Origin of the sequence: Escherichia sp. KTE114, from assembly GCF_000407765.1 — a bacterium.
In the GTDB taxonomy this organism is placed as follows: domain Bacteria; phylum Pseudomonadota; class Gammaproteobacteria; order Enterobacterales; family Enterobacteriaceae; genus Escherichia; species Escherichia ruysiae.
Map to the genome: position 1 here is coordinate 3566571 of NZ_KE136626.1, position 25775 is coordinate 3592345.

The following is a 25775-nucleotide window of genomic DNA, read 5'->3' on the forward strand; positions in this document are numbered from 1 at the left end:
GGATTAAAGCTATGGGTTTTCTTTCCGGTAAGCGCATTCTGGTAACCGGTGTTGCCAGCAAACTGTCCATCGCCTACGGTATCGCTCAGGCGATGCACCGCGAAGGAGCTGAACTGGCATTCACCTACCAGAACGACAAACTGAAAGGCCGCGTAGAAGAATTTGCCGCTCAATTAGGTTCTGACATCGTCCTGCAGTGCGATGTTGCCGAAGATGCCAGCATCGACACCATGTTCGCTGAACTCGGTAAAGTCTGGCCGAAATTTGACGGCTTCGTACACTCTATTGGTTTTGCACCTGGCGATCAGCTGGATGGTGACTATGTTAACGCCGTTACCCGAGAAGGCTTCAAAATTGCCCACGACATCAGCTCTTACAGCTTCGTTGCAATGGCAAAAGCTTGCCGTTCCATGCTGAATCCGGGTTCTGCCCTGCTGACCCTCTCCTACCTGGGCGCCGAACGCGCTATCCCGAACTACAACGTTATGGGTCTGGCAAAAGCGTCTCTGGAAGCGAACGTACGCTATATGGCTAACGCAATGGGTCCGGAAGGTGTGCGTGTTAACGCCATCTCTGCTGGTCCGATCCGTACTCTGGCGGCTTCTGGCATCAAAGACTTCCGTAAAATGCTGGCTCACTGCGAAGCGGTTACACCGATTCGTCGTACCGTTACCATCGAAGATGTGGGTAACTCTGCAGCGTTCCTGTGCTCCGACCTCTCCGCAGGCATCTCCGGTGAAGTCGTTCACGTTGATGGCGGTTTCAGCATTGCTGCCATGAACGAACTGGAACTGAAATAATCGTTCTGTTGGTAAAGATGGGCGGCGTTCTGCCGCCCGATTTCTCTGTTATACCTTTCTGATATTTGTTATCGCCGATCCGTCTTTCTCCCCTCCCAGCCTTGCGTCAGGATAACGATTTCCTTTACGACCAAGGAGTCCCCATGGAACAACGCCACATTACCGGCAAAAGCCACTGGTATCATGAAACGCAATCCAGTACTTCGGAGTATGACGTTTTACCACTGGTTCCGGGAGCCGCAAAGGTAACCGATCCTTTTCTGCTCGACGTGATCCTTGATGAAGAAACACTTGATCCCTTTCATTCGTGGCTGATCCCGGCGCGTGCTCTTGCTGTAGAATTCTTCCCCGACCAGCTTGCGGTGACCCGTTTACAGACATTCACCGCCTATGAACGCCTGACGACCGCACTGACCGTTGCTCAGGTCTGCGGCGTCCAGCGGCTATGCAACTACTATTCCGCGCGTCTGACACCGCTTCCCGGACCTGACTCCTCCAGGGAAAGCAATCATCGGCTGGCGCAAATCACGCAATATGCCCGTCAACTGGCTGGTTCTCCATCAATCATCGACGGTCAGTCCCGCCAGCATCTTAACGATGTCGGGCTTACCGCCTGGGATTGTGTGATTATCAACCAAATCATCGGCTTTGTTGGTTTTCAGGCACGAGCGATCGCCACATTTCAGGCTTATCTTGAGCAACCGATACGCTGGCTACCCGGTCTGGAAGTGCAAAGCTACGCAGACGGTTCACTTTTTGCTGAAGCATCAACTGGTTGGCGTACCTACTACGAAGTGGAGAAATCTCCGCAAGAGCAAGAGATGAATGCTCACCGACAGTTACCATCCGAACTTCGCCAACTGGTAGCAATCCTGAATCTGCACCCTGCCTCACTTTCACTCTTTGTGACGTTGCTATCCAGCTCGTTGGTAACAACAAAATCCAGCCATCAACTTGCTGCCTTACTCAGTGCGCGAATTAATGGTAGCGTTGCCTGTTTCACCTCTTTAATTCATTCAAATTTTGAATATAAAGAAGCAATATGCATTCTGCGTCAGGGCGAAAACGAAATAAACCAATGGGCTGACCGTCATTCTGTTGAGCGCGCTACCGTTCAGGCGATACAATGGCTGACACGAGCACCCGATCGCTTTAGCGCCGCCCAGTTTAGCCCATTACTCGAACATGAAATATCATCAGCTCAGGTTATCAATCTGCTGGTATGGAGCGGGTTTTGTGGTTGGATAAATCGCTTAAAAATCGCGTTGGGTGAAACACATTAACCTTGCTGCGTCAGGCAGAATCGCGTAAAACTGTCAGCCGCTCTAATGGCCACCAAAATAGACAATTATGTTTCAGGACAACCCGCTGCTAGCGCAGCTTAAACAGCAACTGCACTCCCAGACGCCCCGCGCTGAAGGGGTGGTAAAAGCCACTGAAAAAGGCTTTGGCTTCCTGGAAGTCGACGCACAGAAAAGTTATTTCATTCCGCCGCCGCAGATGAAAAAAGTCATGCATGGCGACCGAATTATCGCGGTGATCCACAGTGAAAAAGAACGTGAATCCGCAGAGCCAGAAGAACTGGTTGAACCGTTTCTGACTCGTTTCGTGGGTAAAGTTCAGGGTAAAAATGATCGTCTGACCATCGTTCCTGATCATCCACTCTTAAAAGACGCCATTCCTTGTCGCGCGGCTCGTGGCCTGACCCATGAGTTTAAAGAAGGCGACTGGGCGGTTGCCGAAATGCGCCGCCATCCGTTGAAAGGCGATCGCTCCTTCTATGCGGAACTGACACAATACATCACTTTTGGTGACGACCACTTCGTACCGTGGTGGGTAACCCTGGCACGCCATAATCTGGAAAAAGAAGCGCCAGACGGTGTTGCTACCGAAATGCTCGATGAAGGTCTGCAACGTGAAGATCTGACTGCTCTGGACTTTGTCACCATTGACAGCGCCAGCACGGAGGATATGGATGATGCCCTTTTCGCTAAGGCGTTGCCGGATGACAAACTACAGTTGATTGTCGCGATTGCCGACCCAACCGCGTGGATCGCAGAAGGCAGCAAGCTGGACAAAGCCGCGAAAATTCGTGCGTTCACCAACTATCTGCCAGGCTTCAATATCCCAATGCTGCCACGGGAACTTTCCGACGACCTCTGCTCCCTGCGTGCCAATGAAGTGCGTCCGGTGCTGGCATGTCGGATGACGCTATCCGCTGACGGCACCATTGAAGACGACATCGAATTCTTTGCTGCTACCATCGAATCCAAAGCCAAGCTGGTTTATGACCAGGTTTCAGATTGGCTGGAAAACACCGGTGACTGGCAGCCAGAAAGTGATGCGATTGCGGAACAAATCCGCCTGTTAGCGCAAATTTGCCAGCGTCGCGGCGAATGGCGTAATAACCATGCGTTGGTGTTTAAAGATCGCCCGGATTACCGTTTTATTCTCGGTGAAAAAGGTGAAGTGTTGGATATCGTCGCTGAACCGCGTCGTATTGCTAACCGTATCGTCGAAGAAGCGATGATCGCCGCTAACATTTGTGCGGCTCGCGTGCTGCGCGATAAGCTCGGTTTCGGTATCTATAACGTACATATGGGCTTTGATCCGGCAAATGCCGACGCGCTGGCAGCATTACTGAAAACGCACGGCCTACATGTTGACGCCGAAGAAGTGCTCACACTGGACGGCTTCTGCAAACTGCGCCGTGAGCTGGATGCGCAACCGACAGGTTTTCTCGACAGCCGCATTCGCCGTTTTCAGTCTTTTGCAGAAATCAGCACCGAACCAGGCCCTCACTTTGGCCTCGGTCTGGAAGCATATGCCACCTGGACTTCACCGATTCGTAAGTATGGCGACATGATCAACCATCGTCTGCTGAAAGCGATCATCAAAGGCGAAACGGCGACGCGCCCGCAGGATGAAATCACCGTCCAAATGGCAGAGCGTCGCCGTCTTAACCGGATGGCAGAACGTGATGTCGGCGACTGGTTATACGCACGTTTCCTGAAAGACAAAGCCGGAACCGACACCCGTTTTGCGGCAGAAATCGTCGATATCAGCCGTGGCGGTATGCGTGTGCGGCTGGTCGATAACGGCGCTATTGCCTTTATCCCTGCACCATTCTTACACGCTGTGCGCGATGAACTGGTTTGCAGTCAGGAAAACGGCACCGTACAAATTAAAGGTGAAACAGTTTACAAAGTAACCGACGTTATCGACGTCACCATCGCCGAAGTACGCATGGAAACCCGCAGTATTATTGCGCGCCCGGTCGCGTAATCCCCCTTCACGGCCCGTTCATTACGGATGGGCCGTTTGCTTTCCCCCCTCCCTTCGCATTCGTTTTATCTCAGCAGATTTTTTTTAATGACTTCCGTTTGAAAACTGGCGTTTTCCCAAAACTGGATTACAAATAAATATATAAAAAAAACAATACGTTTAGCCGACATTAATTTCATGTAAGTCATGTTGGACCTTCCATTTAATGGCATGGTTCGCCGTTAACCGTAGGGTATGCATCATGAAAACCGTTAGGGAGTCCACAACGTTGTACAACTTTCTCGGATCGCACAACCCATACTGGCGGTTGTCGGAAAACAGTGATGTTTTGCGCTTTTCCACCACTGAAACAACAGAACCTGAACGTACTCTGCAGTTATCCGCCGAACAGGCTGCTCGCATCCGGGAAATGACGGTCATCACCTCCAGCCTGATGATGAGTCTGACAGTCGATGAGAGCGACCTTTCTGTCCATCTGGTGGGACGAAAAATCAATAAGCGCGAATGGGGTGGCAACGCGTCGGCATGGCATGATACACCGGCGGTTGCTCGTGACTTATCACACGGACTTTCCTTTGCCGAACAGGTCGTTTCTGAAGCGCATTCCGCAATAGTGATTCTGGACAGCCGGGGGAATATCCAGCGTTTTAATCGGTTATGTGAAGAATATACAGGGCTGAAAGAACACGATGTCATTGGGCAAAGCGTGTTTAAATTGTTTATGAGTCGCCGTGAAGCTGCGATCTCACGGCGTAACAACAGCAGTTTTTTTCGTAGTGGCAACGCCTATGAAGTCGAGCGTTGGGTACAGACGCGCAAAGGTCAGCGACTGTTTCTGTTTCGCAACAAATTTGTCCACAGCGGTAGCGGCAAAAATGAGATCTATTTAATCTGTTCCGGCACCGATATAACCGAAGAACGTCACGCCCAGGAACGATTGCGAATCCTGGCTAACACTGACAGCATCACCGGGCTACCGAATCGTAACGCAATGCAGGAATTAATCGACTACGCCATTAATCAGACCGACGAGAGTAAGGTCGGAGTGGTTTATCTCGATTTAGACAATTTTAAAAAAGTGAACGATGCCTACGGGCATTTGTTTGGCGACCAGCTGTTACGCGAGGTTTCACTGGCCATTTTAAGCTGTCTTGAACAGGATCAGGTGTTGGCACGTCTTGGCGGCGATGAATTTCTGGTACTCGCACCAGACACCTCACAAAGTGCCCTGGAAGCAATGGCATCGCGGATTTTGACCCGCCTGCGCCAACCCTTTCGCATCGGTTTAATCGAAGTTTATACTGGCTGTTCGATTGGTATTTCACTTTCACCGCAACACGGTCCAGACAGCGCGGCGATTATTCGCCATGCCGATACGGCAATGTACAGTGCCAAAGAAGGCGGAAGAGGACAATTTTGCGTTTTTTCGCCGGAAATGAATCAACGGGTATTTGAATATCTCTGGCTGGATACCAACCTGCGTAAAGCACTGGAAAACGATCAGTTAGTCATTCACTATCAGCCGAAAATCACCTGGCGCGGTGAAGTACGCAGTCTGGAAGCTCTGGTACGCTGGCAGTCCCCCGAACGTGGCTTAATTCCCCCTCTGGACTTTATTTCCTATGCCGAAGAGTCTGGTCTGATTGTGCCACTGGGCCGTTGGGTTATTCTCGACGTCGTGCGCCAGGTTGCAAAATGGAGAGATAAAGGTATTAATCTTCGGGTGGCGGTGAATGTCTCAGCACGCCAACTCGCCGATCAAACCATTTTCACTGACCTGAAACAGGTACTCCAGGAACTTAAATTTGAGTATTGCCCTATTGATGTCGAACTGACTGAAAGCTGTCTGATTGAAAACGATCAGCTGGCGCTTTCCGTTATTCAGCAATTCAGTCAATTAGGCGCGCAGGTTCATCTGGATGATTTCGGCACGGGTTACTCTTCTCTTTCCCAACTGGCACGATTCCCCATCGATGCAATAAAACTCGACCAGGTTTTTGTTCGTGATATTCACAAACAGCCAGTCTCGCAGTCGCTGGTACGTGCGATCGTCGCCGTGGCTCAGGCGCTCAATCTTCAGGTGATTGCCGAAAGTGTAGAGAGTACAAAAGAAGATGCCTTTTTGACCAAAAATGGCATCAATGAGAGACAAGGATTTTTGTTTGCCAAACCGATGCCTGCTGTAGCTTTCGAACGCTGGTATAAACGTTATCTGAAGCGCGCATAAAGAGACGAATATATAAATGTAACGGTATATAATTCCATTACATATCGTATTAATGAATGATAATTAGCCTTTGCCGTTAAGCACTTCTCTTTTAGCGGCAATTTTTGCATTATTCATTTTCACTTTTTGCCTTGAGGATACCCTGATGTCTGAATTTGATGCCCAACGCGTTGCCGAACGTATTGATATTGTGTTAGATATCCTTGTGGCGGGCGATTACCACTCTGCGATCCATAATCTCGAGATACTTAAAGCAGAACTGTTGCGCCAGGTTGCTGCATCTACGCCAGACATCCCGAAGGCACCGTGGGAGATTTAACAATCGTGCTTTCAGTTTTCCCTATTTAAGGATGCCCGGCACGTCAGCATTTTTTATTTAGTATTATAACGTTATAAGAATTACAGCGATGAATTCCCGACAACAAACTATTCTACAGATGGTCATTGAGCAGGGTCAGGTTAGCGTAACCGATCTGGCGAAAGCCACTGGAGTTTCCGAAGTTACCATTCGCCAGGATCTCAACACCCTCGAAAAACTTAGCTATCTACGCCGTGCACATGGCTTTGCAGTTTCGCTTGATAGTGATGACGTCGAAACCCGTATGATGAGTAATTATACGCTGAAGCGTGAACTCGCCGAGTTTGCCGCCTCACTGGTTCAACCGGGTGAAACCATCTTTATCGAGAATGGTAGCAGTAACGCCCTTCTGGCTCGCACATTAGGTGAGCAGAAGAAAAATGTCACCATCATTACGGTCAGCAGCTATATAGCGCATTTACTGAAAGACGCGCCTTGTGAAGTCATTTTACTTGGCGGCGTGTACCAGAAAAAAAGCGAAAGTATGGTTGGGCCACTGACACGTCAGTGCATCCAACAGGTGCATTTCAGTAAGGCATTTATTGGTATCGATGGCTGGCAACCTGAAACTGGATTTACAGGTCGCGACATGATGCGTACCGATGTGGTCAATGCCGTGCTGGAAAAAGAATGCGAAACCATAGTCCTGACTGACAGTTCTAAGTTTGGTGCCGTACACTCTTACTCCATCGGTCCTGTGGAGAGAATCAAACGTGTTATAACCGATTCGAAGATTCGCGCCAGCGATATGATGCTTTTGGAACACAGTAAATTAATCGTTCACGTCGTTGACATATAATCACTTTCCCTCCCTACGGATGGTTTGCCCTGACGCAAATCATCCGCTCTAAGATGATTCCTGGTTGATAATTAAGACTATTTACCTGTTATTAACATCCTAAAGTTATAAACTTATTATCAGCGATATAACAGGAAGTCACTATCACCTGCGTGATATAACCCTGCGCGCGAGAAGATTTCACGGAGTTATTTTACCAGGCGTATTCTGAACTATTATAGTTATAGAGAGCTTACTTCCGTGAATCATAAATTCAGGAGAGAGTATTATGTTTGTAACGAGCAAAAAAATGACCGCAGCTGTTCTGGCAATTACACTGGCAATGTCTCTAAGCGCCTGTTCTAATTGGTCAAAACGAGACCGTAACACCGCAATCGGTGCGGGTGCAGGGGCTTTAGGTGGTGCAGTACTGACTGATGGCAGCACGCTGGGTACATTAGGTGGTGCAGCAGTTGGTGGTATTATCGGTCACCAGGTCGGTAAATAATCGTAAATAAATGTCGATAAGCGACTCGCAATTATAATACGCTTGACTCTGTTCATTACGAAATAACTGAATAGTACACACAGTAAAATAAACGAAAGCCACGGAATATTTCCGTGGCTTTTTTGTTAACCGCCAGCGAGTTTTACTTTCATTCCTTTCGCTTCAAGGAGTGATTTTAATAAATCACGCTTATCTCCCTGGATTTCGATAATTCCGTCTTTTACTGCTCCACCGCAGCCGCATTTTTTCTTCAGCTCCGCCGCCAGTTTTGTCAGTTCTGCATCATCGAGATCGACTCCAGTGATCAGGCAAACGCCCTTTCCTTTACGTCCACTGGTTTGACGTTGAATGCGCACCACGCCGTTGCCTTTAGGGCGTACAGGGGCCGCTTTTGGCTCATCAATACGTCCGGTTTCCGTTGAGTAAACCAGACGGCTATTGGAATCACTCATCATGCACTCCGTTGTAATGAGGCGTTGATCGCTTTCAGCGTTTGCGCTGGATCTGCCGATTGCGTTACCGGGCGACCAATCACCATATAATCAACTCCAGCCACCAACGCCTGTTCTGGCGTCATAATGCGGCGCTGGTCACCAGCGTCACTCCCCTGCGGACGAATGCCCGGCGTAACCAGTTTGAACTCCTGGCCGAATACCTGTTTAAAACGCACAGCTTCCTGAGCAGAACACACCACACCATCAAGCCCACATTTTTGCGTCAATGCCGCCAGACGTTCTGCATAATCCGCTGGTGACAGTGTCACGCCAAGATCGGTCAGGTCACTGGCTTCCATGCTGGTCAATACAGTCACGGCAATTAATAACGGTGCATCTTTACCAAACGGAACCAGAGCCTCACGCGCTGCGGTCATCATACGTGCCCCACCGGAGGCATGAACGTTAACCATCCACACGCCTAAGTCAGCCGCTGCAGCCACAGCGTGCGCTGCGGTGTTGGGAATGTCGTGAAATTTCAGATCGAGGAAAATATCAAAACCACGATGTTGCAGTTCATGCACAAACTGCGGCCCAAACAGCGTAAACATCTCTTTGCCGACTTTCAGACGACAATCACGTGGGTCGATCTTGTCGACAAATGCCAGCGCGGCGTCACGATTATGGTAATCAAGGGCAACAACGACAGGAGAATCCGTAACAGCGCGGGAAGAAGATGAAGCAGTTAACGTCATGACCAGACCTTCTTGATGATGGGCACCGGAAGTGGCGCGAAACAGGTAAACGGCGTGCATTCTACCCGTGGAAATAAAAAATTAACAGTTGCGATTTTTCCCCTGCCAGGCTTTTTTACACTGGAGTTGCCGAAGCAAAATGTGGGAACAACCATTAGGATGTTGTAACTAAAGCTGGATTTTTTTAAAAATTACAGGCCATCAAGGCCGCGAATAGGTTTAATGGTTGACCACGCCCGACATGACGGGCAATGCCAGTAGAGCGTATATGCAGTAAAACCACACTTCTGGCAACGATAACGCGGCTTACTACGCACCTTCTCACCTACCATGTCACGCAGCACCATCAGGCTCTCTTTAGCGCGCCCTTCTTCTGCTTCATTCAGGTGGTAATCCATTAACTTGTGGAACACGCGCATGGTCGGGTGACGTTGTAGCTGGCGCGTAATATAGACCTGTGCGGCATCACTGCCGTCGCGCGCTTCGATAATGTCTGCAAGCATCAATTCAGCATCGGCACCGGTATTCTCTTCCACCGCGCGTTGCAGGAACTCTGCCCATTCGGCAGTTTTACCCAGTTGCTGATAGCAGGTTTGCAGCATTTCCAGCGTTTCGCTGACCAGTTCTCTGTCCTGGGAAATGACACGTTGCAGGCTTTCGACCGCTTTGGCGTATTCTCCTTTCGCCATAAACACACGTCCCATCATGATGGATACGCGGGCGCTGTTTTTGTCTGCCGCCGCCCCTTTTTTCAACAAGGTCATGGCGCGATCAAGATCGTCGCTGGCCATGTGCTGGAGCGCCAGTTCACAGTAGAAATGGGCGATCTCAACGCGTTGCTTATCTTTGCCCAGCTTCACCAGGCGTTCTGCAACATCAATTGCTTTCTGCCATTCACTGGTGGACTGATAGATTTGTAACAGCTGTTGCAATGCGCCAACACGGAAGTCCGTTTCATCGGTCAGTTGATTAAACATATCTTCCGCACGATCGTATAAACCCGCCGCCATGTAATCACGACCCAGTTGCTGAATTGCCAGCAAGCGTTGCTCATAGGTCAACGAGGCACTTTCCATTAAGGTTTGATGAATACGAATCGCGCGATCGACTTCGCCACGCGAACGGAACAGGTTTCCGAGCGTAAGGTGGGCTTCAACGGTGCCGGTGTCCTCTTTGAGCATATCGAGGAACAGATCAACCGCTTTATCCTGTTGATTACTAAGCAGGAAGTTAACCCCTGCTACGTAATCACGTGACAGGCGGTTGGCTTCATCTTGCTTGTTTTGTTGCGCACTTCTGCGGCCCATATACCAGCCATAGGCAGCGGCTACAGGCAAGAGCAGAAACAACAACTCCAGCATAGAAAGTTATTCCTTCGCCACTGACGAATCAGGCGCTACCGCCACGCCAGTCGCAGGTGAAAGCTGGTTTTCCAGTCGCTTTATTTTACGTTCAGCGCGTACCAGAGAAACACGAACTCGCAGCCAGAAAAGGCCACAAATCAACCAACCAATAGCAAAACCCGCAGCAAACAATACAGCGAGCAATGTGGAGATACGATACTCCCCTTGCGCTAACAGATAATTAAACGTTACCTGTTGATCATTCTGCGCACCTAATGTGACGGAAATCACAAAAATCGCTAACACCAGTAAGAAAATGAGTAAATATTTCACATTACTTCCCGTTATGTGGTTAGAGCGAATAAATTATGGTCAATTTACCGCAATAGCCCTTTAAATTACCATTTTCACGACGTCTGCGAAATGGTAGCCACAATCATTGTTGATGATTTGAGGGTTAAATTCGGAAATTCAACCAGTATTAACTTTCTTGTTCTCGTTGCGCTATCTCACGATTTTCTTCCGGTGGTGGTGTTAATGGCCCACAAATACGTTGCGCAAGCCAGGTTGCTACCGCGACCAGCGCCCACGAAATCAACGTAGCCACCACCAGATCGCGCGGCCAATGCATCCCAAGCAGCAGGCGGCTTCCCATGACTCCCGTTGCCCAAACCAGCAAGAGTGCAATGGTTACGGTTCGCCGACGCGGCCATAACAGCCCAACGGCCAGCAGAGCCCAACTGGCAGCAAACATTGTGTGACCAGAAGGAAAGGCAAAACCGGTCTCTTTCTGCCAATGAGAACGCAAATATTGCGGGATATTTTTCTCTTCAGCCAACTGTTCTTTCACTAAATTTCCGCGCTCCGCACGCTTTAAAGTGTAGAACTCATCAACCGGAATATGATGTGTTTTTTCCAGCCAGATAACAAACGGGCGCGGTTCCTGAACTTTGTCTTTAATCCAGGATTTTACCGCTTGCCCGACAAGGATCGCCGCCGCCAGTATGGCAAACAACATAATTGCAGCTTTGATACGAAAGCGCAGACACCAGAGAAACCAGCCGAATAAAATCAGATGCGTAATGACGCCCCAGGGCTGAGTGACGGTTTCAGTGACCCAAAAGGCCGCTTTTAACAACCCATTTTGCTCTCCTGGTTGCCAACGCCAGCCAGAAATCCATACCGCTACAGGCATGATAAGTAATAGTGCAGCTCCAACTGCGGTACGTCTGGCAATCGAACGCATGGTCTCTCCTTTCTTATAAGTCTCACAATCATAACTGAAAATGCCCTGACCTGGAAAAATTGACAGATTTGTGCCATTCAGTGAACGATCGACGCGTCGTGATTAGGTGAACGCCTTCACGTTATGGCAAAATAAGCCAATACAGAACCAGCATTATCTGGAGAATTTCATGCAGCTTAAACGTGTGGCAGAAGCCAAACTGCCAACCCCATGGGGCGATTTCCTGATGGTGGGATTTGAAGAACTGGCAACCGGACACGATCATGTCGCGCTAGTCTATGGCGATATTTCCGGGCATACCCCGGTACTTGCGCGCGTCCATTCCGAATGTCTGACCGGTGACGCCCTGTTCAGCTTGCGCTGCGATTGTGGCTTCCAGCTGGAAGCGGCGCTGACACAAATCGCCGAAGAAGGCCGTGGTATTTTGCTGTATCACCGCCAGGAAGGTCGTAACATTGGTCTGCTGAATAAAATTCGCGCTTACGCATTGCAGGATCAAGGCTACGACACCGTAGAGGCTAACCACCAGTTAGGCTTCGCTGCTGATGAGCGCGACTTCACTCTTTGCGCTGATATGTTCAAACTCCTTGGTGTCAATGCAGTCCGTTTGTTAACCAACAACCCGAAAAAAGTCGAAATTCTGACCGAAGCCGGGATTAATATTGTTGAACGCGTGCCGTTGATTGTTGGTCGTAACCCCAATAACGAACATTATCTCGATACCAAAGCCGAAAAAATGGGTCATCTGTTGAACAAATAACCCACTTGCGTTGTGAAGTTAATTTGCTTGCCGGTTATCTGACTTCCGGCAAGCAAATACTCGTTACTTCAACATATTACGGATGACATAATGCAAAATCCCGTCGTTCTGGTAATAGGTTAATTCCGTCGCAGTGTCGATACGACAACGGCACGGCATAACTTCCTGGCTACCATCAGCTCGCGTTAGCGTCACTGGAACCGTTGCGCCGGGTTGTAGATTTTGCAGATCGCTAATATCAATCTTCTCTTCCCCGGTCAGCCCTAATGTTTTACGCGTCACGCCTTGCGGAAATTCCAGCGGCAGAATGCCCATACCAATTAAATTCGAGCGGTGAATACGTTCAAACGATTCGGCAATAACCACCCGGATACCAAGCAGACGCGGACCTTTTGCCGCCCAGTCACGGCTGGAGCCAGAACCATATTCTTTACCGGCAATCACCGCCAGCGGCGTTTGCTCCTGCTTATAGCGCATCGCTGCATCGTAAATAGAGACAACATCGCTGGCAGGTAAATGCCGCGTCATCCCCCCTTCAACGCCAGGCACCATTTCGTTACGAATGCGAATGTTGGCAAACGTGCCGCGCATCATCACTTCATGGTTACCACGCCGCGAACCGTAGGAGTTAAAGTCTTTCCGCTCAACACCCCGACCTTGTAGATATCGCCCCGCCGGACTGTCGGGCTTAATACTGCCCGCCGGAGAGATATGGTCAGTGGTGACCGAATCCCCCAGCATTGCGAGTATCCGCGCGCCGTGAATATCCTCCACTGGCGCAGGCATTGCCTGCATCTCATCAAAAAATGGCGATAACCGAATATAGGTCGAATCATCCTGCCATCCGTAGGTATCGGATCGCACAACGTTAATTTCTTTCCACTCAGCTGTCCCTTCGAAAACTTCTGCGTACTCTTTACGGAACATTTCTGTAGAGACTTGTGCTACCGCACGGGCAATTTCTTGTGCTGATGGCCAGATATCTTTCAGATATACCGGATCGCCTTTACGATCATGACCGATAGGCTCTGAAGCCAGATTGATATTCATATTGCCCGCCAGCGCATAGGCAACCACCAATGGCGGCGAAGCCAGCCAGTTAGTTTTAACCAGCGGATGGATACGGCCTTCAAAGTTACGGTTGCCGGACAGCACCGCACCGACGGTTAAATCGCCTTTTTTGATTGCCGTTTCGATAGGATCGGGCAGCGGCCCAGAGTTACCAATACAGGTGGTACAACCGTATCCCACAAGGTTAAACCCCAGTTCGTCGAGATACGGTGTCAGTTTCGCTTTTGCCAGATAATCAGAAACGACTTTTGAACCCGGTGCCAGCGACGCTTTGACCCACGGTTGCCGCTTGAGGCCCAGAGTTACGGCTTTTTTCGCCAGCAAGCCTGCGGCCATCAGTACACTTGGATTAGAGGTGTTGGTGCACGACGTTATCGCGGCAATGACCACTGCACCATCAGGCAACTGATACTGATGTCCGTTCATAACATAATCGACCGGTTGGCGATCTTTATGCGTGGCATTCACTTCCAGTTCGTTACTGGCGGCAAAAGCTTTTGGTACATCGGGCAGTGCAACGCGATCCTGTGGGCGTTTTGGTCCCGCCAGACTCGCTTCAACGTCATTCATGTCCAGTTCTAACGTACTGGTAAAAATCGGTTCATCGCCCGGGTTACGCCACATGCCCTGCGCTTTAGCATATTTTTCGACCAGTTCGACCTGATCTTCACTGCGCCCGCTTAAACGCATGTAATCGAGGGTGACCGCATCGATTGGGAAGAAGCCGCAGGTCGCGCCATATTCTGGCGACATATTGGCAATGGTAGCGCGATCTGCCAGCGGCAGCGAATCCAGCCCATCGCCGTAAAATTCGACGAATTTCCCCACTACGCCATGTTTACGCAGCATCTGGGTAACGGTGAGAACCAGGTCTGTGGCGGTGATACCTTCACGTAATTTTCCGCTGAGTTTAAAGCCCACTACATCCGGGATAAGCATGGAAACCGGCTGACCTAACATTGCGGCTTCCGCTTCGATCCCGCCAACGCCCCACCCCAGTACGCCAAGACCGTTGATCATAGTAGTGTGCGAGTCAGTACCGACGAGCGTATCCGGATAAGCAATCCATTCACCGTCCTGCAGTTCACTCCACACTGCTTTGCCGAGATATTCGAGGTTAACCTGATGGCAAATGCCTGTGCCTGGTGGCACGACGCTAAAACGACTGAACGCCTGCTGCCCCCATTTCAGGAATACATAACGTTCGTGGTTTCGCTCCATTTCCAGACGCACGTTTTCCTCGAATGCTTCATCATCGCCAAAACGATCGACGGTCACCGAATGGTCAATTACCAGGTCGACCGGTGAGAGCGGATTCACTTTCGCGGTATCGCCACCGAGACGTTTTACCGCTTCTCGCATCGCCGCAAGATCCACGACAGCGGGCACGCCGGTGAAGTCCTGCATCAGCACTCTTGCCGGACGGTAGGCAATTTCACGGTCAGCATGGGCATTTTTCAACCAGCCCGCCAGCGCGTGGATATCCTCTTCGGTAACCGAGTTACCATCCTGCCAGCGCAGCAGGTTTTCGAGCAGAACTTTGAGTGACTTAGGCAGACGGGTGATATCGCCCAGTGATTTGGCAGCAAGCGGCAGGCTGTAGTAGTGGTAAGTTTTATCTTTGGCCTGCAAAGTGTCCTTACTGGCTTCTCGTAGGGTTGACGACATAGCTCCTCCTTAATAACAGGGTTGCGATGCCCTGATTCTCTTCAGGGTGAATATTAAAGATAACACAAACACCGCGTAACGATTTGATAACAACCCGAATTGATAAAAGAGGGAAACCTTGCGGATAAGAAAAGAAAAACCTCGCCGTAGCGAGGTCAGAGATTAGTGAGCAACTATCCAGATGAGTTCAACCCAGAAGAGCATCGACAGAGAAAATGCGCCCATCCAGGACCAGTATTTCATATTTGTGGTGATCATAGGCTACACCCTTCACTTGTTATTACTTTCTGTTGAAATTATTCAACCTTTTATTGCTGTGGTGTATTAAAAACCGTTTAATTCACGAATATATCGGATAATAAGAATGATGATAATTATTGTTTCTGCTGATCATCTTCAGCAAACATCTCTATAAAAGCTTGCTGTTGCGACGTCAGTTTCCAGCCATCTGGAATAACGACTGAACATTCCCGTTTCGTTTCCGTTTCATTGTCACTATGCTGAGACAGTGGCAAAGCAACCTGATGCTGCTCCTGAACGACCATGCTTTACCCCCACACTTTCCAAATTAGCAGTGCGACAAGCACCCAGAAGAGCGCAGACCCAAGAAATACCGCAAGCCAGGCTTTGCGTTTCAATTCAGGGTCCCTGCGAGGTTCCTGATTTCCAGAAGGCATTGCTAACCTCATATAATCGCCATCACTTATCAGCAAGACGCTAAACGATTGGTATAATTAATCAATTGATGAGACAAATCCTAATGAAACTTTAGCCAAAAATCCAGCTAATTTACGAATCGTCTCCAGTGAATAATTCAATCTTTTGACCTGAAATAGATATTTGAAGACTGACATTTGCGAGGCAGGTAATTAGACACTACTTTATGTCCGATTTACCATAAAGATTTCAGGGATAATTATATTGTGAGCGGTGGACAAATAAAAAAGAACAGAGGATATATTCCGGCACCCTGAAAACATAAAAGGTGCCGGAAATAATGCAGGTAATTATTTTTCCGGCAATTTGATATCTTTAAACATGATCTCAATTTCTTCATTGGAACGCAGTGCTACGGCGGCATCAACGACATCGCGAGTTAAATGTGGCGCAAAACGCTGAATGAAATCATACATATAACTGCGCAAAAACGTACTGCGGCGAAAACCAATTTTGGTTGTGCTATGACTGAAAATGTCATGCGCATCAACACGAACCAGGTCGGGATCCGAAACCGGATCCACCGCCATGCTGGCAATCACCCCTACACCCAACCCTAATCGAACGTAAGTTTTAATCACGTCAGCATCGGTAGCAGTGAAAACAATACGCGGCGTCAACCCTGCGCGGTTAAAGGCGGTATCCAGCTCGGAGCGTCCGGTAAAACCGAAGGTATACGTCACCAACGGATACTGCGCCAGTTCTTCAATGGTAATTGCTTTTTTGCCCGCCAGCGGATGGTCTGGTGTCACCACAATAGCCCGATTCCAGTGATAGCATGGCAGCATCACCAAATCTTCATACAAATGAAGTGCTTCCGTGGCAATAGCGAAATCGGCATTACCTTTAGAGACAGCATCGGCGATTTGTGTTGGCGATCCCTGATGCATATGCAAAGAAACGCGAGGATAACGCTCAATGAAACCTTTGATGACATTCGGTAATGCATAGCGCGCCTGAGTATGCGTGGTGGCGATATACAGCGAGCCTTTATCTGGCCAGGTGTGTTCTCCGGCGACCGATTTAATAGCATCAACTTTCGACAGAACTTCACGAGCGATACGAATTATTTCCTGCCCGGCTGGAGTAACCTGCGTCAAATGCTTGCCGCTACGGGAAAAAATTTGAATACCCAGCTCATCTTCCAGCATTCTGACTTGCTTACTGATCCCAGGTTGTGATGTGTAAAGTCCTTCAGCCGTTGATGAGACGTTCAGGTTATGATTGACGACCTCAACAATATAGCGAAGTTGTTGTAATTTCATGTTAAACCATCCAATTAGACGCCATCAGAACATCGTTTTTTCGTCACACCTGACGGGTGACTAATACGATTTAATAATAAAAAAGGTGCTAACTATAACCACTATATCATTTATAGCTTTAGTGTATAGGTGTGGAGATAAAATAATATGCAATAAAAAAGGGTCGCTTTTGCGACCCTTTGTTTTAAAAAACCAGAAAGAATTAAAGGTTATTTTTTCCCTTCAACCCATTTGCCATCAACATAAAATGCTGACCAGCCAGTTGCCTTTCCGTCTTTTTCCGAAGAGACATATTGCTGCCTGGTTTTCCGGCTAAAGCGAACCATTGTCTTATTACCTTCTGGATCTTGCTGTGGCGCATCAGCCAGATAACGCAATTTTTCTGGTAAACGGTCGCGGAAGCGATAAAGCTCTTCCACCAGCGGCGCACGCGTTTCACGTGATTTCGGGAAAGTATTGGCAGCCAGGAACACACCGGCAGCGCCATCACGCAGCACGAAATAAGCATCCGATTTTTCGCACGGTAATTCTGGCAGCGGAACCGGATCTTCTTTCGGCGGCGCGACTTCACCGTTACGTAAAATCTTACGTGTGTTTTTACACTCTTCATTGGTGCAGGCCATGTATTTACCGAAACGCCCCATTTTCAGGTGCATTTCAGAACCACATTTTTCACACTCAACGATCGGGCCGTCATAACCTTTAATACGGAATTCGCCCTCTTCGATCTCATAACCGTCGCAGGTTGGATTATTACCACAAACATGCAACTTACGTTTCGGATCGATGAGATAGCTGTCCATCGCTGTACCGCATTTCGGGCAACGACGTTTGGCGCGCAGCGCGTTGGTTTCAGCGTCTTCGCCTTCCAGCACGTTAAGCACTTCGTTTTCCGGCACCAGGTTGATGGTGGTTTTGCAACGCTCTTTCGGCGACAGCGCATAACCGGAACAGCCCAGGAATACCCCGGTGCTGGCGGTGCGAATCCCCATTTTTCGACCACAGGTCGGGCAGTCAATGCTGGTCAGAACCATCTGGTTCGGGCGCATACCGCCCTCTTCCGGATCTTTTTCCGCTTTATCAAGCTGCTGAGTGAAATCAGAGAAGAAGTGATCCAGTACAGCTTTCCACTCTGCTTCGTGATTTGCCACCTGGTCGAGGCTGTTTTCCATCTGCGCGGTAAAGTCGTAATTCATTAACTCGCGGAAATTTTCTTCCAGGCGATCGGTAACGATCTCACCCATTTTTTCCGCATAGAAGCGACGGTTTTCCACACGCACATAGCCGCGATCCTGAATGGTCGAAATGATCGACGCATAAGTAGACGGACGACCGATCCCGCGTTTTTCCAGCTCTTTAACCAGAGAAGCTTCGCTAAAACGAGCTGGCGGCTTGGTAAAGTGCTGCGCAGGCGTCAGTTCAACAAGCGACAGGGAGTCACCTTTATCGACAGCCGGTAAAATACGATCTTCATCGCCTTTACGCAGAGCTGGCATAACTTTCGTCCAGCCGTCGAAACGCAGAATACGACCGCGCGCTTTCAGGCGGAAGTCACCCGCGCCAACGGTCAGCGTGGTGGAGTCATATTTCGCCGGGGTCATCTGACAGGCAACAAACTGACGCCAGATTAACTGGTACAGCTTCTGCGCATCTGCTTCCATATCTTTCAGCGATTCCGCCATCACATTGACGTCAGAAGGACGAATTGCTTCGTGCGCTTCCTGTGAGTTTTCTTTGCTGGCGTATTGGTTTGGACTTTCCGGCAGATATTTATTACCAAAATTATCGCTGATATAACCGCGAACCATGTTTACCGCGTCCTGACTCAGGTTAGTGGAGTCGGTACGCATGTAAGTGATATAGCCTGCTTCATACAGACGCTGCGCCATCATCATGGTTTTTTTCACGCCAAAACCAAGACGGGTGCTGGCAGCTTGTTGCAGCGTAGAGGTAATAAAAGGAGCGCCAGGTTTACTGGTTGTCGGTTTGTCTTCACGTTCCAGCACGCTGTAGCGCGCTTTTTCCAGCAGACTTACCGCAGCCAGAGTTTGTTCTTTGTTGACCGGGCGGAACGGTTTGTCGTTCTGATGAGTCACCTGCAAAGCCAACGCTTCGCCAGATGGCGTAGTCGTGCTGGCATCGACTTCCCAGAATTCTTCCGGCACGAAGGCTTTAATTTCACGCTCACGCTCAACCACCAGGCGAACCGCTACGGATTGCACACGCCCGGCGGAAAGACCGCGAGCGATCTTTTTCCACAGCAGCGGAGAAACCATATAACCCACGACGCGATCCATAAAGCGACGCGCCTGCTGGGCATTAACACGATCAATATTCAGTTCGCCGGGTTTGTTGAACGCCTGGCGGATCGCGTTTTTAGTAATTTCGTTAAACACCACTCGGCTATAACGCGCATCATCACCCCCAATCACTTCCCGCAGGTGCCATGCAATGGCTTCCCCTTCGCGGTCAAGGTCGGTTGCGAGATAGATGTGGTCGGCTTTTTCAGCCAGTTGTTTCAGTTCAGAGACGACCTTCTCTTTACCAGGCAACACTTCATAGTGCGCCTCCCAATTGTGCCACGGGTCAACCCCCATACGGTTGACGAGAGCGCCACGTTCATCCTTTTTAGGCTTTTTAGCCGTTTTGGTGGAGGTAGAGTCGGCACTCTTTTTAGCAGCTGAGCCACTGGTCGGCAAATCGCGGATGTGACCGACGCTGGATTTCACCACGTAGTCACTACCCAGATACTTGTTGATCGTTTTGGCTTTTGCCGGGGACTCAACGATGACAAGAGCTTTACCCATATTCACCTTACCTAATTTGATTCTTCCAGGAATGCGTCGCACATTGATAAACCTTCCACTGGCAACGAGTTACCGATATGGACTCGCTCTCTGCGGATATCAACCCCTTGTCGTGACTCTGTTCACGAAAATTCCGGTGACTGAGTTAACAGGTCTTGGCCTACAGGCGCTATAGCACGACGGAATTTTGGTCGAATGTCAAGCAAATCTATTGCCAGATTGACGAAAGCGTCACACTGTACCTGATAAAATCCGTTACGCAACTTTATTAGCATGCAAAATCCAAAGTTGCCAGTAAGGCGCTCCTGACGCCAGCGTGGTATATTTGTCTGTATGCCATGCCTGGCGTAGACTAATGTCCTTGTTTAAGGAGTAAATAATGAACAAAGAGACACAACCCATCGACCGCGAAACGCTGTTGAAAGAGGCCAACAAAATCATTCGTGAGCATGAGGACACGCTCGCAGGAATTGAAGCCACCGGCGTCACGCAGCGTAATGGCGTGCTGGTGTTCACCGGCGATTACTTTTTAGATGAGCAAGGACTGCCGACAGCGAAAAGCACTGCGGTGTTTAATATGTTCAAACACCTGGCACACGTGCTCTCGGAAAAATACCATCTGGTAGATTAAAGCAAAACGCGAGGTTTTACCCTCGCGTTTATCTTTTACATCAACGGCTTTTGCCCGCGTTGCCACCAGCGTAGCAACAATCGGTCGGCGCTCTCTGCCGCACTGCCGGTGAATCGGTCGATCAACCGTTTACGCTGCATATAACGTACATTGACCACTTCACGACCTTCCATCAGGCTAAGAATGACTTCATCACTGGTGTTGATTTCGTCAACCAGGCCTTTCTCTACCGCCTGTTGCCCATACCAGTGTTCACCGGTAGCCACCTCTTCAATATCCAGAGACGGACGCATACGTTTTACAAAATCTTTAAATAGCTGATGTGTTTCGTTCAGTTCTTCGCGGAATTTTTCGCGCCCCTCTTCGGTATTTTCACCCAGCAATGTCAGCGTGCGCTTATATTGCCCGGCGGTGTGCAGTTCAATATCAATATCTTTGCTTTTCAGGAAGCGGTTAAAGTTGGGCATTTGCGCCACCACACCGATGGAGCCTACAATGGCAAACGGCGCGGAAACAATTTTGTCAGCCACGCAGGCCATCATGTACCCGCCGCTGGCAGCTACTTTATCTACCGTAACGGTTAAAGGAATGTTTTTATCGCGCAGACGCCGCAACTGCGAAGCTGCCAGGCCATAACCATGAACCATGCCGCCGGGGCTTTCCAGACGCAAAACAACCTGATCCCGTGGCTTAAATGCCGCGAGTACTGCGGTTATCTCTTCGCGTAACGAGTTAACTTCATGCGCGTCCATGCTGCCTTTGAAATCCAGTACCCAGACTCGGGGTTTACTGTCAGTCACCACCTCGCCCAGTTTGGCTTTCGCTTTCGCTGCTTTCGCTTCTTGCTTGTGCTTCTTCTTCTGCGCTTTGTGCCACTGCTTTTGCTGATGCGGATCCATCAACGCTGCTGCCAGTTCTTCTTTCATCTCCTTATATTGTTCGCTGAGATTGTTAACCCGTAACTCGCCACGCTGGCGTTTATTACGTTGAGCAACATTGACAATAATGGCGGCAACAGCCGCAATCGCCACAACAACAGTGACAATTTTCGCCAAAAACAAACCATATTCAGACAACAATTCCACGAGTCCCACCTTGGTTAAACAACGCTTTGCCTCACAGTTTACAACAGGCATCTTAAGCCGTCTCGCAGAGATATTCTTGACGAGAAAGTATGACAAAGTATTCATTTTGCGGCGTTATCGCCCCAGGCCGATTGAAATGCGCCTCTGTTTAAGGCATAACCCCTCAAAGTCATAAAGTACACTGGCAGCGCGACTGATGATGTCGTTGAGGAGTAGCCATGCATTACCAACCAAAACAAGATTTACTCAATGATCGTATTATCCTGGTAACCGGCGCCAGCGACGGCATTGGTCGTGAAGCCGCTCAGACTTATGCGCGTTATGGCGCGACAGTGATTTTACTGGGTCGTAATGAAGAAAAATTACGTCAGGTCGCCCAGCGTATGTTCGAAGAGACCGGACGTCATCCACAGTGGTTTATTCTCGATTTACTGACCTGCACATCCGAAGATTGCCATCAACTGGCACAGCGCATTGCCGTTAATTATCCGCGTCTGGACGGCGTTCTGCATAATGCCGGATTGCTTGGCGAAGTTTGCCCGATGAGCGAACAAAATCCACAGGTCTGGCAGGATGTCATGCAGGTCAACGTTAATGCCACCTTTATGCTGACCCAGGCACTGCTTCCTTTATTACTCAAATCGGACGCCGGTTCGCTGGTCTTTACCTCATCAAGCGTCGGCCGTCAGGGGCGAGCCAACTGGGGCGCATATGCGGTGTCGAAATTTGCCACCGAAGGGATGATGCAGGTACTTGCCGATGAATATCAGCAACGTCTGCGCGTTAACTGTATTAATCCAGGAGGTACGCGCACCGCAATGCGTGCCAGTGCCTTCCCGACGGAAGATCCGCAGAAACTCAAAACCCCCGCTGATATCATGCCACTTTACCTCTGGCTGATGGGCGATGATAGCCGCCGTAAAACCGGCATGACCTTTGACGCCCAACCGGGCCGTAAACCAGGAATTTCCCAATGAGTGATGAACGCTACCAACAGCGTCAGCAGCGAGTTAAAGAAAAAGTGGATGCCCGTGTGGCGCAGGCCCAGGATGAACGCGGCATTATTATCGTTTTTACTGGCAATGGAAAAGGCAAAACCACTGCGGCATTTGGTACGGCAACGCGCGCGGTAGGTCACGGAAAAAAAGTGGGCGTCGTGCAGTTTATTAAGGGCACCTGGCCTAACGGCGAACGAAATCTGCTGGAGCCGCACGGCGTCGAGTTTCAGGTGATGGCAACCGGCTTTACCTGGGATACACAAAACCGCGAGTCTGATACCGCCGCCTGCCGCGAAGTCTGGCAACATGCAAAACGAATGCTGGCTGATTCCTCGCTAGATATGGTTTTGCTCGATGAGCTGACGTATATGGTGGCGTATGACTATTTGCCACTGGAAGAAGTGATGCAGGCCTTAAATGATCGTCCACATCAGCAAACGGTGATTATCACGGGTCGTGGCTGTCATCGGGATATACTTGAGCTGGCAGATACCGTCAGTGAATTACGCCCCGTCAAACATGCGTTTGATGCAGGCGTTAAGGCGCAAATCGGGATTGATTATTAAGTGAAAGCACCTCAAAAGATCGTCTCTTGGGGTGCTTTAATCATAATTATATTCAAGCGGCAATAGCGAAATTCAGAATGCGTTTAATCTCACTCAAATGTCCCGGATATGCTTCATGATTCTCAGCGTCAACATCTTCAATAAATAATATCAGTTCAGTAATTAACGCATTCGCGTCTTCATAACTGATTGCGCTTAACTCTGGTGAGGTTTCAGTACCATAGTTAATCGTCAGGTTGTTCATAACCGAGAGGATAAGGATAAAATATTTATGGCAAACCTTGCATGTGGTTTTGTTGCCCAGGGTATTATACAGCATGTCGAGTAATGCCAGTATTCTACGATTTTGTACATCGTTCATAAAAATCCTCCTATAACATTATTCCGCTAGCAAGAAGTAGTTTTGCCAGCCCCTCAGACGCCTTTAATCCACTAATTACTTGTGCGCGTAATATTTCATTTAACCTTTTTTGTTCAGCCGCTGTGCGTGTTTTATTAGTGTATAAATTTTTCAGATAATCACCCTTATCTATAAAGGCATTTAAAGCCTCAATCGCGGGCATAGCTGGTGCCGATGCCTGTAGTCTGGTTTCATTCACATTGATTACTGAGCTTAGAAACTCTTTCCTGTTTTTCAGAGTGTTAAACTCTGTATTTCTTGAGTTTTTAGATATGTCATTATAATAAACCATATTATTATGCACATTCGCAAAGGTAAGTTTTTCCATTTTATTACTTTTTGTATAAATATCATTGCGCAAAACTTTCATATTATTTATAAGTCTTGCCCAGTTTTTATCTACCGTTTTACCTATTTTCCCAGAATTGACTTTTATTATATATAACTCATTGAAATAATTTACTAAATCTTTAACTGCTGCTGCAGATTGCTCTAAATCTTTCCCTGGTGAAACACCAAGTAATGCTTCCGCGTTGTTTGCGTGATCCAGAGCCTGTTTAAGTAATGCCACCTGCTGACTCTCAGTCGATGCCATATCTTCAGTCAGGAGTTCTACATAAGCACTCATGCTATTAATGACTTCCATTGAAGCAAGTAATTTCTTTTTTTCAAATGGAGCTAGTTGTACTTTTTCTGTCATTGGACCCGGCGGTTGGCATAAACTTTCGCCCTGTCGATTGTTCCCTACATCAATGGTATAATCAGGCCGCAATGCACACTCTGGATTAGTCGCATAAAAATTAACAAGAAAGTTTTCACGAGAAGCATAGTATTGTTTAAAGAAACTTGCATTCGCCGCAACCGCCTTGTTACCCGCAGAAATAACAGATTCAGCTTGTTCATTTTTTAATGCTTCGGTTGCACATCCTGAAAGCATTAACAGAGATAGAAATATTCCACTATATCTAATCATAACCCACCTCTTGACGTTGAGTTTATCTCAGATAATTAAATATTAATGTGGCTATTTCCGGGTATTATTCATAAGCAAGTATGAAATTAAATTAAAATACTGCGACTATTTATCATGCTTCAAATAAAGAAAAGGCCCCGTAGGGCCTTTATTTTATACTTAACTTAAATTAACCGTTATTATTACGTCCACCAGAACGACGACCGCCACTCACCTGACTGTGACGTTTCACCGCACGTCGAATTTGATTCGCCTTCATACGACGACGATCTTTTTCTACGGCAACTTTAGAACTGGTTTCTGGCGGTAGTTCCACCAGCTCACGCAAATAGTTAGTCTGGGCGAGATCCAGCTCCGTCCAGCCACCACGTGGCAGACCTTTCGGTAGAGGGATATCACCATAACGCACACGAATCAGGCGGCTAACCTGCACGCCAACCGCTTCCCACAAACGACGAACTTCACGGTTACGGCCTTCGGTCAGGGTAACGTTGTACCACTGGTTGATCCCTTCGCCGCCGCTGAACTTGATGGTTTTAAAGGCTGCCGGACCATCTTCCAGCTGCACGCCACGACTCAAATCACGCAGTTTCGCGTCGTCAACCTGACCAAATACACGCACGGCATATTCACGTTCAACTTCACGACTGGGGTGCATTAAACGGTTTGCCAGTTCACCGTCGGTGGTGAACAGCAACAGACCACAGGTATTAACGTCGAGACGACCTACGGCAATCCAGCGCGCACCACGCAGTTTTGGCAGACGATCAAACACTGTCGGACGCCCTTCCGGGTCGTTACGGGTACATAACTCACCTTCCGGCTTGTAATAGGCCAGAACGCGACAAATTTGCTCAGCGGACTCACGCACCGAAATAAGATGACCATCGATACGGATTTTCAGTCCAGGGGTAACTTCAACGCGATCGCCGAGTTTAGCAATTTTGCCATCAACACTCACGCGACCGGCTTCAATAATAGATTCGATTTCACGGCGAGAACCGTGGCCGGCACGCGCCAGCACTTTCTGTAGCTTTTCGCTCATAGAGCTTCCTTTTGGTGTCGCCTTCACAGGCGTCGAACAGGAGAATGAATGGCAC

The 25775-nt window shown here is 48.8% G+C and carries 28 protein-coding genes; 11 read left to right on the plus strand and 17 right to left on the minus strand.

Features of this window, described 5'->3' with window-relative positions:
• Positions 1-11 precede the first annotated feature (11 nt).
• The 3 genes from fabI (at position 12) to WC5_RS04310 (ending at position 4085) form a co-directional block, all read left to right on the plus strand.
• Positions 12-800 carry an enoyl-ACP reductase FabI gene (gene fabI / locus WC5_RS04320; protein ID WP_000506490.1) on the plus strand — a complete coding sequence of 263 codons (789 nt, stop codon included), beginning with the start codon at positions 12-14 and terminating at the stop codon, positions 798-800.
• A gap of 143 nt (positions 801-943) precedes the next feature.
• Entirely contained in the window at positions 944-2083 is a 1140-nt protein-coding gene (locus tag WC5_RS04315; protein ID WP_000437863.1) for a CMD domain-containing protein, read from the plus strand.
• A gap of 67 nt (positions 2084-2150) precedes the next feature.
• Positions 2151-4085: an exoribonuclease II gene (locus WC5_RS04310; RefSeq protein WP_000485032.1), complete on the plus strand. Its 1935-nt coding sequence runs from the start codon at positions 2151-2153 to the stop codon at positions 4083-4085.
• A gap of 65 nt (positions 4086-4150) precedes the next feature.
• Here the strand turns inward: WC5_RS04310 and WC5_RS04305 are convergent, their stop codons facing one another.
• Entirely contained in the window at positions 4151-4273 is a 123-nt protein-coding gene (locus tag WC5_RS04305) for a hypothetical protein (protein ID WP_000221850.1), read from the minus strand.
• Positions 4274-4326: 53 nt separating this feature from the next.
• Here WC5_RS04305 and pdeR point away from each other — a divergent pair, with 53 nt between their 5' ends.
• The gene (pdeR, locus tag WC5_RS04300; protein WP_000859926.1) at positions 4327-6312 is read left to right on the plus strand and encodes a cyclic di-GMP phosphodiesterase; all 1986 of its coding nucleotides are present in this window, start codon (positions 4327-4329) and stop codon (positions 6310-6312) included.
• Here pdeR and WC5_RS26200 read toward each other — a convergent pair.
• On the minus strand, positions 6294-6422 hold the full coding sequence (locus tag WC5_RS26200; RefSeq protein ID WP_225762567.1) for a hypothetical protein: 129 nt from the start codon (positions 6420-6422) through the stop codon (positions 6294-6296). The two genes, pdeR and WC5_RS26200, sit on opposite strands and share 19 nt — an antisense overlap.
• A 35-nt stretch (positions 6423-6457) precedes the next feature.
• Here WC5_RS26200 and WC5_RS04295 point away from each other — a divergent pair, with 35 nt between their 5' ends.
• The 3 genes from WC5_RS04295 to osmB all read left to right on the plus strand — a co-directional run bounded on the left by WC5_RS04295 (position 6458) and on the right by osmB (position 7956).
• Entirely contained in the window at positions 6458-6631 is a 174-nt protein-coding gene (locus WC5_RS04295; protein WP_001288366.1) for a YciZ family protein, read from the plus strand.
• A gap of 88 nt (positions 6632-6719) precedes the next feature.
• A complete protein-coding gene (gene yciT, locus WC5_RS04290) occupies positions 6720-7469 on the plus strand; it encodes a DNA-binding transcriptional regulator YciT (RefSeq protein WP_001088634.1) in 750 nt (249 codons plus the stop codon).
• A 268-nt stretch (positions 7470-7737) separates the two neighbouring features.
• A complete protein-coding gene (gene osmB, locus WC5_RS04285; RefSeq protein ID WP_000498252.1) occupies positions 7738-7956 on the plus strand; it encodes an osmotically-inducible lipoprotein OsmB in 219 nt (72 codons plus the stop codon).
• Between the two features lie 125 nt (positions 7957-8081).
• Here the strand turns inward: osmB and yciH are convergent, their stop codons facing one another.
• From yciH to pgpB, 5 genes are all read right to left on the minus strand, one after another.
• Positions 8082-8408: a stress response translation initiation inhibitor YciH gene (yciH, locus tag WC5_RS04280; protein ID WP_010350240.1), complete on the minus strand. Its 327-nt coding sequence runs from the start codon at positions 8406-8408 to the stop codon at positions 8082-8084.
• Positions 8408-9145, minus strand: a complete 738-nt coding sequence (gene pyrF, locus WC5_RS04275) for an orotidine-5'-phosphate decarboxylase (RefSeq protein ID WP_000176254.1) — start codon at positions 9143-9145, stop codon at positions 8408-8410. Before pyrF ends, yciH begins: the two co-directional genes overlap by 1 nt.
• 191 nt (positions 9146-9336) lie before the next feature.
• Complete coding sequence (gene lapB / locus WC5_RS04270; RefSeq protein WP_000891364.1) at positions 9337-10506, minus strand: lipopolysaccharide assembly protein LapB; 1170 nt, start codon at positions 10504-10506, stop codon at positions 9337-9339.
• 6 nt (positions 10507-10512) lie between these two features.
• Complete coding sequence (gene lapA, locus WC5_RS04265) at positions 10513-10821, minus strand: lipopolysaccharide assembly protein LapA (protein WP_000876294.1); 309 nt, start codon at positions 10819-10821, stop codon at positions 10513-10515.
• Positions 10822-10969: 148 nt separating this feature from the next.
• Positions 10970-11734 (minus strand): phosphatidylglycerophosphatase B, encoded by a 765-nt coding sequence (gene pgpB / locus WC5_RS04260; protein ID WP_001256524.1) that lies wholly within the window; start codon positions 11732-11734, stop codon positions 10970-10972.
• 169 nt (positions 11735-11903) lie between these two features.
• Between pgpB and ribA the strand changes: the two genes are divergently transcribed.
• Positions 11904-12494 (plus strand): GTP cyclohydrolase II, encoded by a 591-nt coding sequence (ribA, locus tag WC5_RS04255; RefSeq protein WP_001176292.1) that lies wholly within the window; start codon positions 11904-11906, stop codon positions 12492-12494.
• A gap of 63 nt (positions 12495-12557) precedes the next feature.
• Here the strand turns inward: ribA and acnA are convergent, their stop codons facing one another.
• From acnA to topA, 6 genes are all read right to left on the minus strand, one after another.
• The gene (acnA, locus tag WC5_RS04250) at positions 12558-15233 is read right to left on the minus strand and encodes an aconitate hydratase AcnA (RefSeq protein WP_000099544.1); all 2676 of its coding nucleotides are present in this window, start codon (positions 15231-15233) and stop codon (positions 12558-12560) included.
• Between the two features lie 162 nt (positions 15234-15395).
• Complete coding sequence (ymiC, locus tag WC5_RS25430) at positions 15396-15491, minus strand: small membrane protein YmiC (RefSeq protein WP_016158389.1); 96 nt, start codon at positions 15489-15491, stop codon at positions 15396-15398.
• Between the two features lie 116 nt (positions 15492-15607).
• On the minus strand, positions 15608-15778 hold the full coding sequence (locus tag WC5_RS04245; RefSeq protein ID WP_000261430.1) for a YciX family protein: 171 nt from the start codon (positions 15776-15778) through the stop codon (positions 15608-15610).
• Positions 15779-15781: 3 nt separating this feature from the next.
• Complete coding sequence (locus tag WC5_RS04240; protein ID WP_001234284.1) at positions 15782-15922, minus strand: YmiA family putative membrane protein; 141 nt, start codon at positions 15920-15922, stop codon at positions 15782-15784.
• Positions 15923-16240: 318 nt separating this feature from the next.
• Positions 16241-17215 carry an HTH-type transcriptional regulator CysB gene (gene cysB / locus WC5_RS04235; protein ID WP_000776255.1) on the minus strand — a complete coding sequence of 325 codons (975 nt, stop codon included), beginning with the start codon at positions 17213-17215 and terminating at the stop codon, positions 16241-16243.
• Between the two features lie 209 nt (positions 17216-17424).
• On the minus strand, positions 17425-20022 hold the full coding sequence (topA, locus tag WC5_RS04230; RefSeq protein WP_010350249.1) for a type I DNA topoisomerase: 2598 nt from the start codon (positions 20020-20022) through the stop codon (positions 17425-17427).
• A 379-nt stretch (positions 20023-20401) separates the two neighbouring features.
• On the opposite strand from topA, the gene WC5_RS04225 reads away from it, so the two are divergent.
• On the plus strand, positions 20402-20653 hold the full coding sequence (locus WC5_RS04225) for a YciN family protein (protein ID WP_001031530.1): 252 nt from the start codon (positions 20402-20404) through the stop codon (positions 20651-20653).
• A 35-nt stretch (positions 20654-20688) separates the two neighbouring features.
• On the opposite strand, the gene sohB is transcribed toward WC5_RS04225, so the two are convergent.
• A complete protein-coding gene (sohB, locus tag WC5_RS04220) occupies positions 20689-21738 on the minus strand; it encodes a protease SohB (protein ID WP_000422075.1) in 1050 nt (349 codons plus the stop codon).
• Positions 21739-21956: 218 nt separating this feature from the next.
• Here sohB and WC5_RS04215 point away from each other — a divergent pair, with 218 nt between their 5' ends.
• Both WC5_RS04215 and cobO read left to right on the plus strand, forming a co-directional pair.
• Positions 21957-22715: a YciK family oxidoreductase gene (locus tag WC5_RS04215; RefSeq protein WP_000559298.1), complete on the plus strand. Its 759-nt coding sequence runs from the start codon at positions 21957-21959 to the stop codon at positions 22713-22715.
• Positions 22712-23302, plus strand: a complete 591-nt coding sequence (cobO, locus tag WC5_RS04210) for a cob(I)yrinic acid a,c-diamide adenosyltransferase (protein WP_001278900.1) — start codon at positions 22712-22714, stop codon at positions 23300-23302. The genes WC5_RS04215 and cobO overlap by 4 nt, the downstream gene beginning before the upstream one ends.
• A 52-nt stretch (positions 23303-23354) precedes the next feature.
• Here the strand turns inward: cobO and WC5_RS04205 are convergent, their stop codons facing one another.
• The 3 genes from WC5_RS04205 to rluB form a co-directional block, all read right to left on the minus strand.
• Positions 23355-23663: a hypothetical protein gene (locus tag WC5_RS04205; protein ID WP_001000708.1), complete on the minus strand. Its 309-nt coding sequence runs from the start codon at positions 23661-23663 to the stop codon at positions 23355-23357.
• A gap of 10 nt (positions 23664-23673) precedes the next feature.
• Positions 23674-24675, minus strand: a complete 1002-nt coding sequence (locus tag WC5_RS04200) for a hypothetical protein (RefSeq protein ID WP_000622016.1) — start codon at positions 24673-24675, stop codon at positions 23674-23676.
• 169 nt (positions 24676-24844) lie between these two features.
• The gene (gene rluB, locus WC5_RS04195) at positions 24845-25720 is read right to left on the minus strand and encodes a 23S rRNA pseudouridine(2605) synthase RluB (protein WP_001291217.1); all 876 of its coding nucleotides are present in this window, start codon (positions 25718-25720) and stop codon (positions 24845-24847) included.
• Between the last annotated feature and the right edge of the window lie 55 nt (positions 25721-25775).

What these genes read in the sequence shown, in the direction of transcription:
- WC5_RS04305 (WP_000221850.1), bottom strand. Translation starts at nt 4,273, where the DNA reads ATGACTTACATGAAATTAATGTCGGCTAAACGTATTGTTTTTTTTATA.
- pgpB (WP_001256524.1), bottom strand. Translation starts at nt 11,734, where the DNA reads ATGCGTTCGATTGCCAGACGTACCGCAGTTGGAGCTGCACTATTACTT.
- yciT (WP_001088634.1), top strand. Translation starts at nt 6,720, where the DNA reads ATGAATTCCCGACAACAAACTATTCTACAGATGGTCATTGAGCAGGGT.
- acnA (WP_000099544.1), bottom strand. Translation starts at nt 15,233, where the DNA reads ATGTCGTCAACCCTACGAGAAGCCAGTAAGGACACTTTGCAGGCCAAA.
- WC5_RS04310 (WP_000485032.1), top strand. Translation starts at nt 2,151, where the DNA reads ATGTTTCAGGACAACCCGCTGCTAGCGCAGCTTAAACAGCAACTGCAC.
- WC5_RS04200 (WP_000622016.1), bottom strand. Translation starts at nt 24,675, where the DNA reads ATGATTAGATATAGTGGAATATTTCTATCTCTGTTAATGCTTTCAGGA.
- WC5_RS04225 (WP_001031530.1), top strand. Translation starts at nt 20,402, where the DNA reads ATGAACAAAGAGACACAACCCATCGACCGCGAAACGCTGTTGAAAGAG.
- fabI (WP_000506490.1), top strand. Translation starts at nt 12, where the DNA reads ATGGGTTTTCTTTCCGGTAAGCGCATTCTGGTAACCGGTGTTGCCAGC.
- lapB (WP_000891364.1), bottom strand. Translation starts at nt 10,506, where the DNA reads ATGCTGGAGTTGTTGTTTCTGCTCTTGCCTGTAGCCGCTGCCTATGGC.
- cysB (WP_000776255.1), bottom strand. Translation starts at nt 17,215, where the DNA reads ATGAAATTACAACAACTTCGCTATATTGTTGAGGTCGTCAATCATAAC.
- topA (WP_010350249.1), bottom strand. Translation starts at nt 20,022, where the DNA reads ATGGGTAAAGCTCTTGTCATCGTTGAGTCCCCGGCAAAAGCCAAAACG.
- WC5_RS04245 (WP_000261430.1), bottom strand. Translation starts at nt 15,778, where the DNA reads ATGGTCGTTCAGGAGCAGCATCAGGTTGCTTTGCCACTGTCTCAGCAT.
- pyrF (WP_000176254.1), bottom strand. Translation starts at nt 9,145, where the DNA reads ATGACGTTAACTGCTTCATCTTCTTCCCGCGCTGTTACGGATTCTCCT.
- WC5_RS04295 (WP_001288366.1), top strand. Translation starts at nt 6,458, where the DNA reads ATGTCTGAATTTGATGCCCAACGCGTTGCCGAACGTATTGATATTGTG.
- rluB (WP_001291217.1), bottom strand. Translation starts at nt 25,720, where the DNA reads ATGAGCGAAAAGCTACAGAAAGTGCTGGCGCGTGCCGGCCACGGTTCT.
- WC5_RS04315 (WP_000437863.1), top strand. Translation starts at nt 944, where the DNA reads ATGGAACAACGCCACATTACCGGCAAAAGCCACTGGTATCATGAAACG.
- WC5_RS04205 (WP_001000708.1), bottom strand. Translation starts at nt 23,663, where the DNA reads ATGAACGATGTACAAAATCGTAGAATACTGGCATTACTCGACATGCTG.
- WC5_RS04240 (WP_001234284.1), bottom strand. Translation starts at nt 15,922, where the DNA reads ATGAGGTTAGCAATGCCTTCTGGAAATCAGGAACCTCGCAGGGACCCT.
- yciH (WP_010350240.1), bottom strand. Translation starts at nt 8,408, where the DNA reads ATGAGTGATTCCAATAGCCGTCTGGTTTACTCAACGGAAACCGGACGT.
- ymiC (WP_016158389.1), bottom strand. Translation starts at nt 15,491, where the DNA reads ATGATCACCACAAATATGAAATACTGGTCCTGGATGGGCGCATTTTCT.
- osmB (WP_000498252.1), top strand. Translation starts at nt 7,738, where the DNA reads ATGTTTGTAACGAGCAAAAAAATGACCGCAGCTGTTCTGGCAATTACA.
- WC5_RS04215 (WP_000559298.1), top strand. Translation starts at nt 21,957, where the DNA reads ATGCATTACCAACCAAAACAAGATTTACTCAATGATCGTATTATCCTG.
- cobO (WP_001278900.1), top strand. Translation starts at nt 22,712, where the DNA reads ATGAGTGATGAACGCTACCAACAGCGTCAGCAGCGAGTTAAAGAAAAA.
- pdeR (WP_000859926.1), top strand. Translation starts at nt 4,327, where the DNA reads ATGAAAACCGTTAGGGAGTCCACAACGTTGTACAACTTTCTCGGATCG.
- WC5_RS26200 (WP_225762567.1), bottom strand. Translation starts at nt 6,422, where the DNA reads ATGCAAAAATTGCCGCTAAAAGAGAAGTGCTTAACGGCAAAGGCTAAT.
- ribA (WP_001176292.1), top strand. Translation starts at nt 11,904, where the DNA reads ATGCAGCTTAAACGTGTGGCAGAAGCCAAACTGCCAACCCCATGGGGC.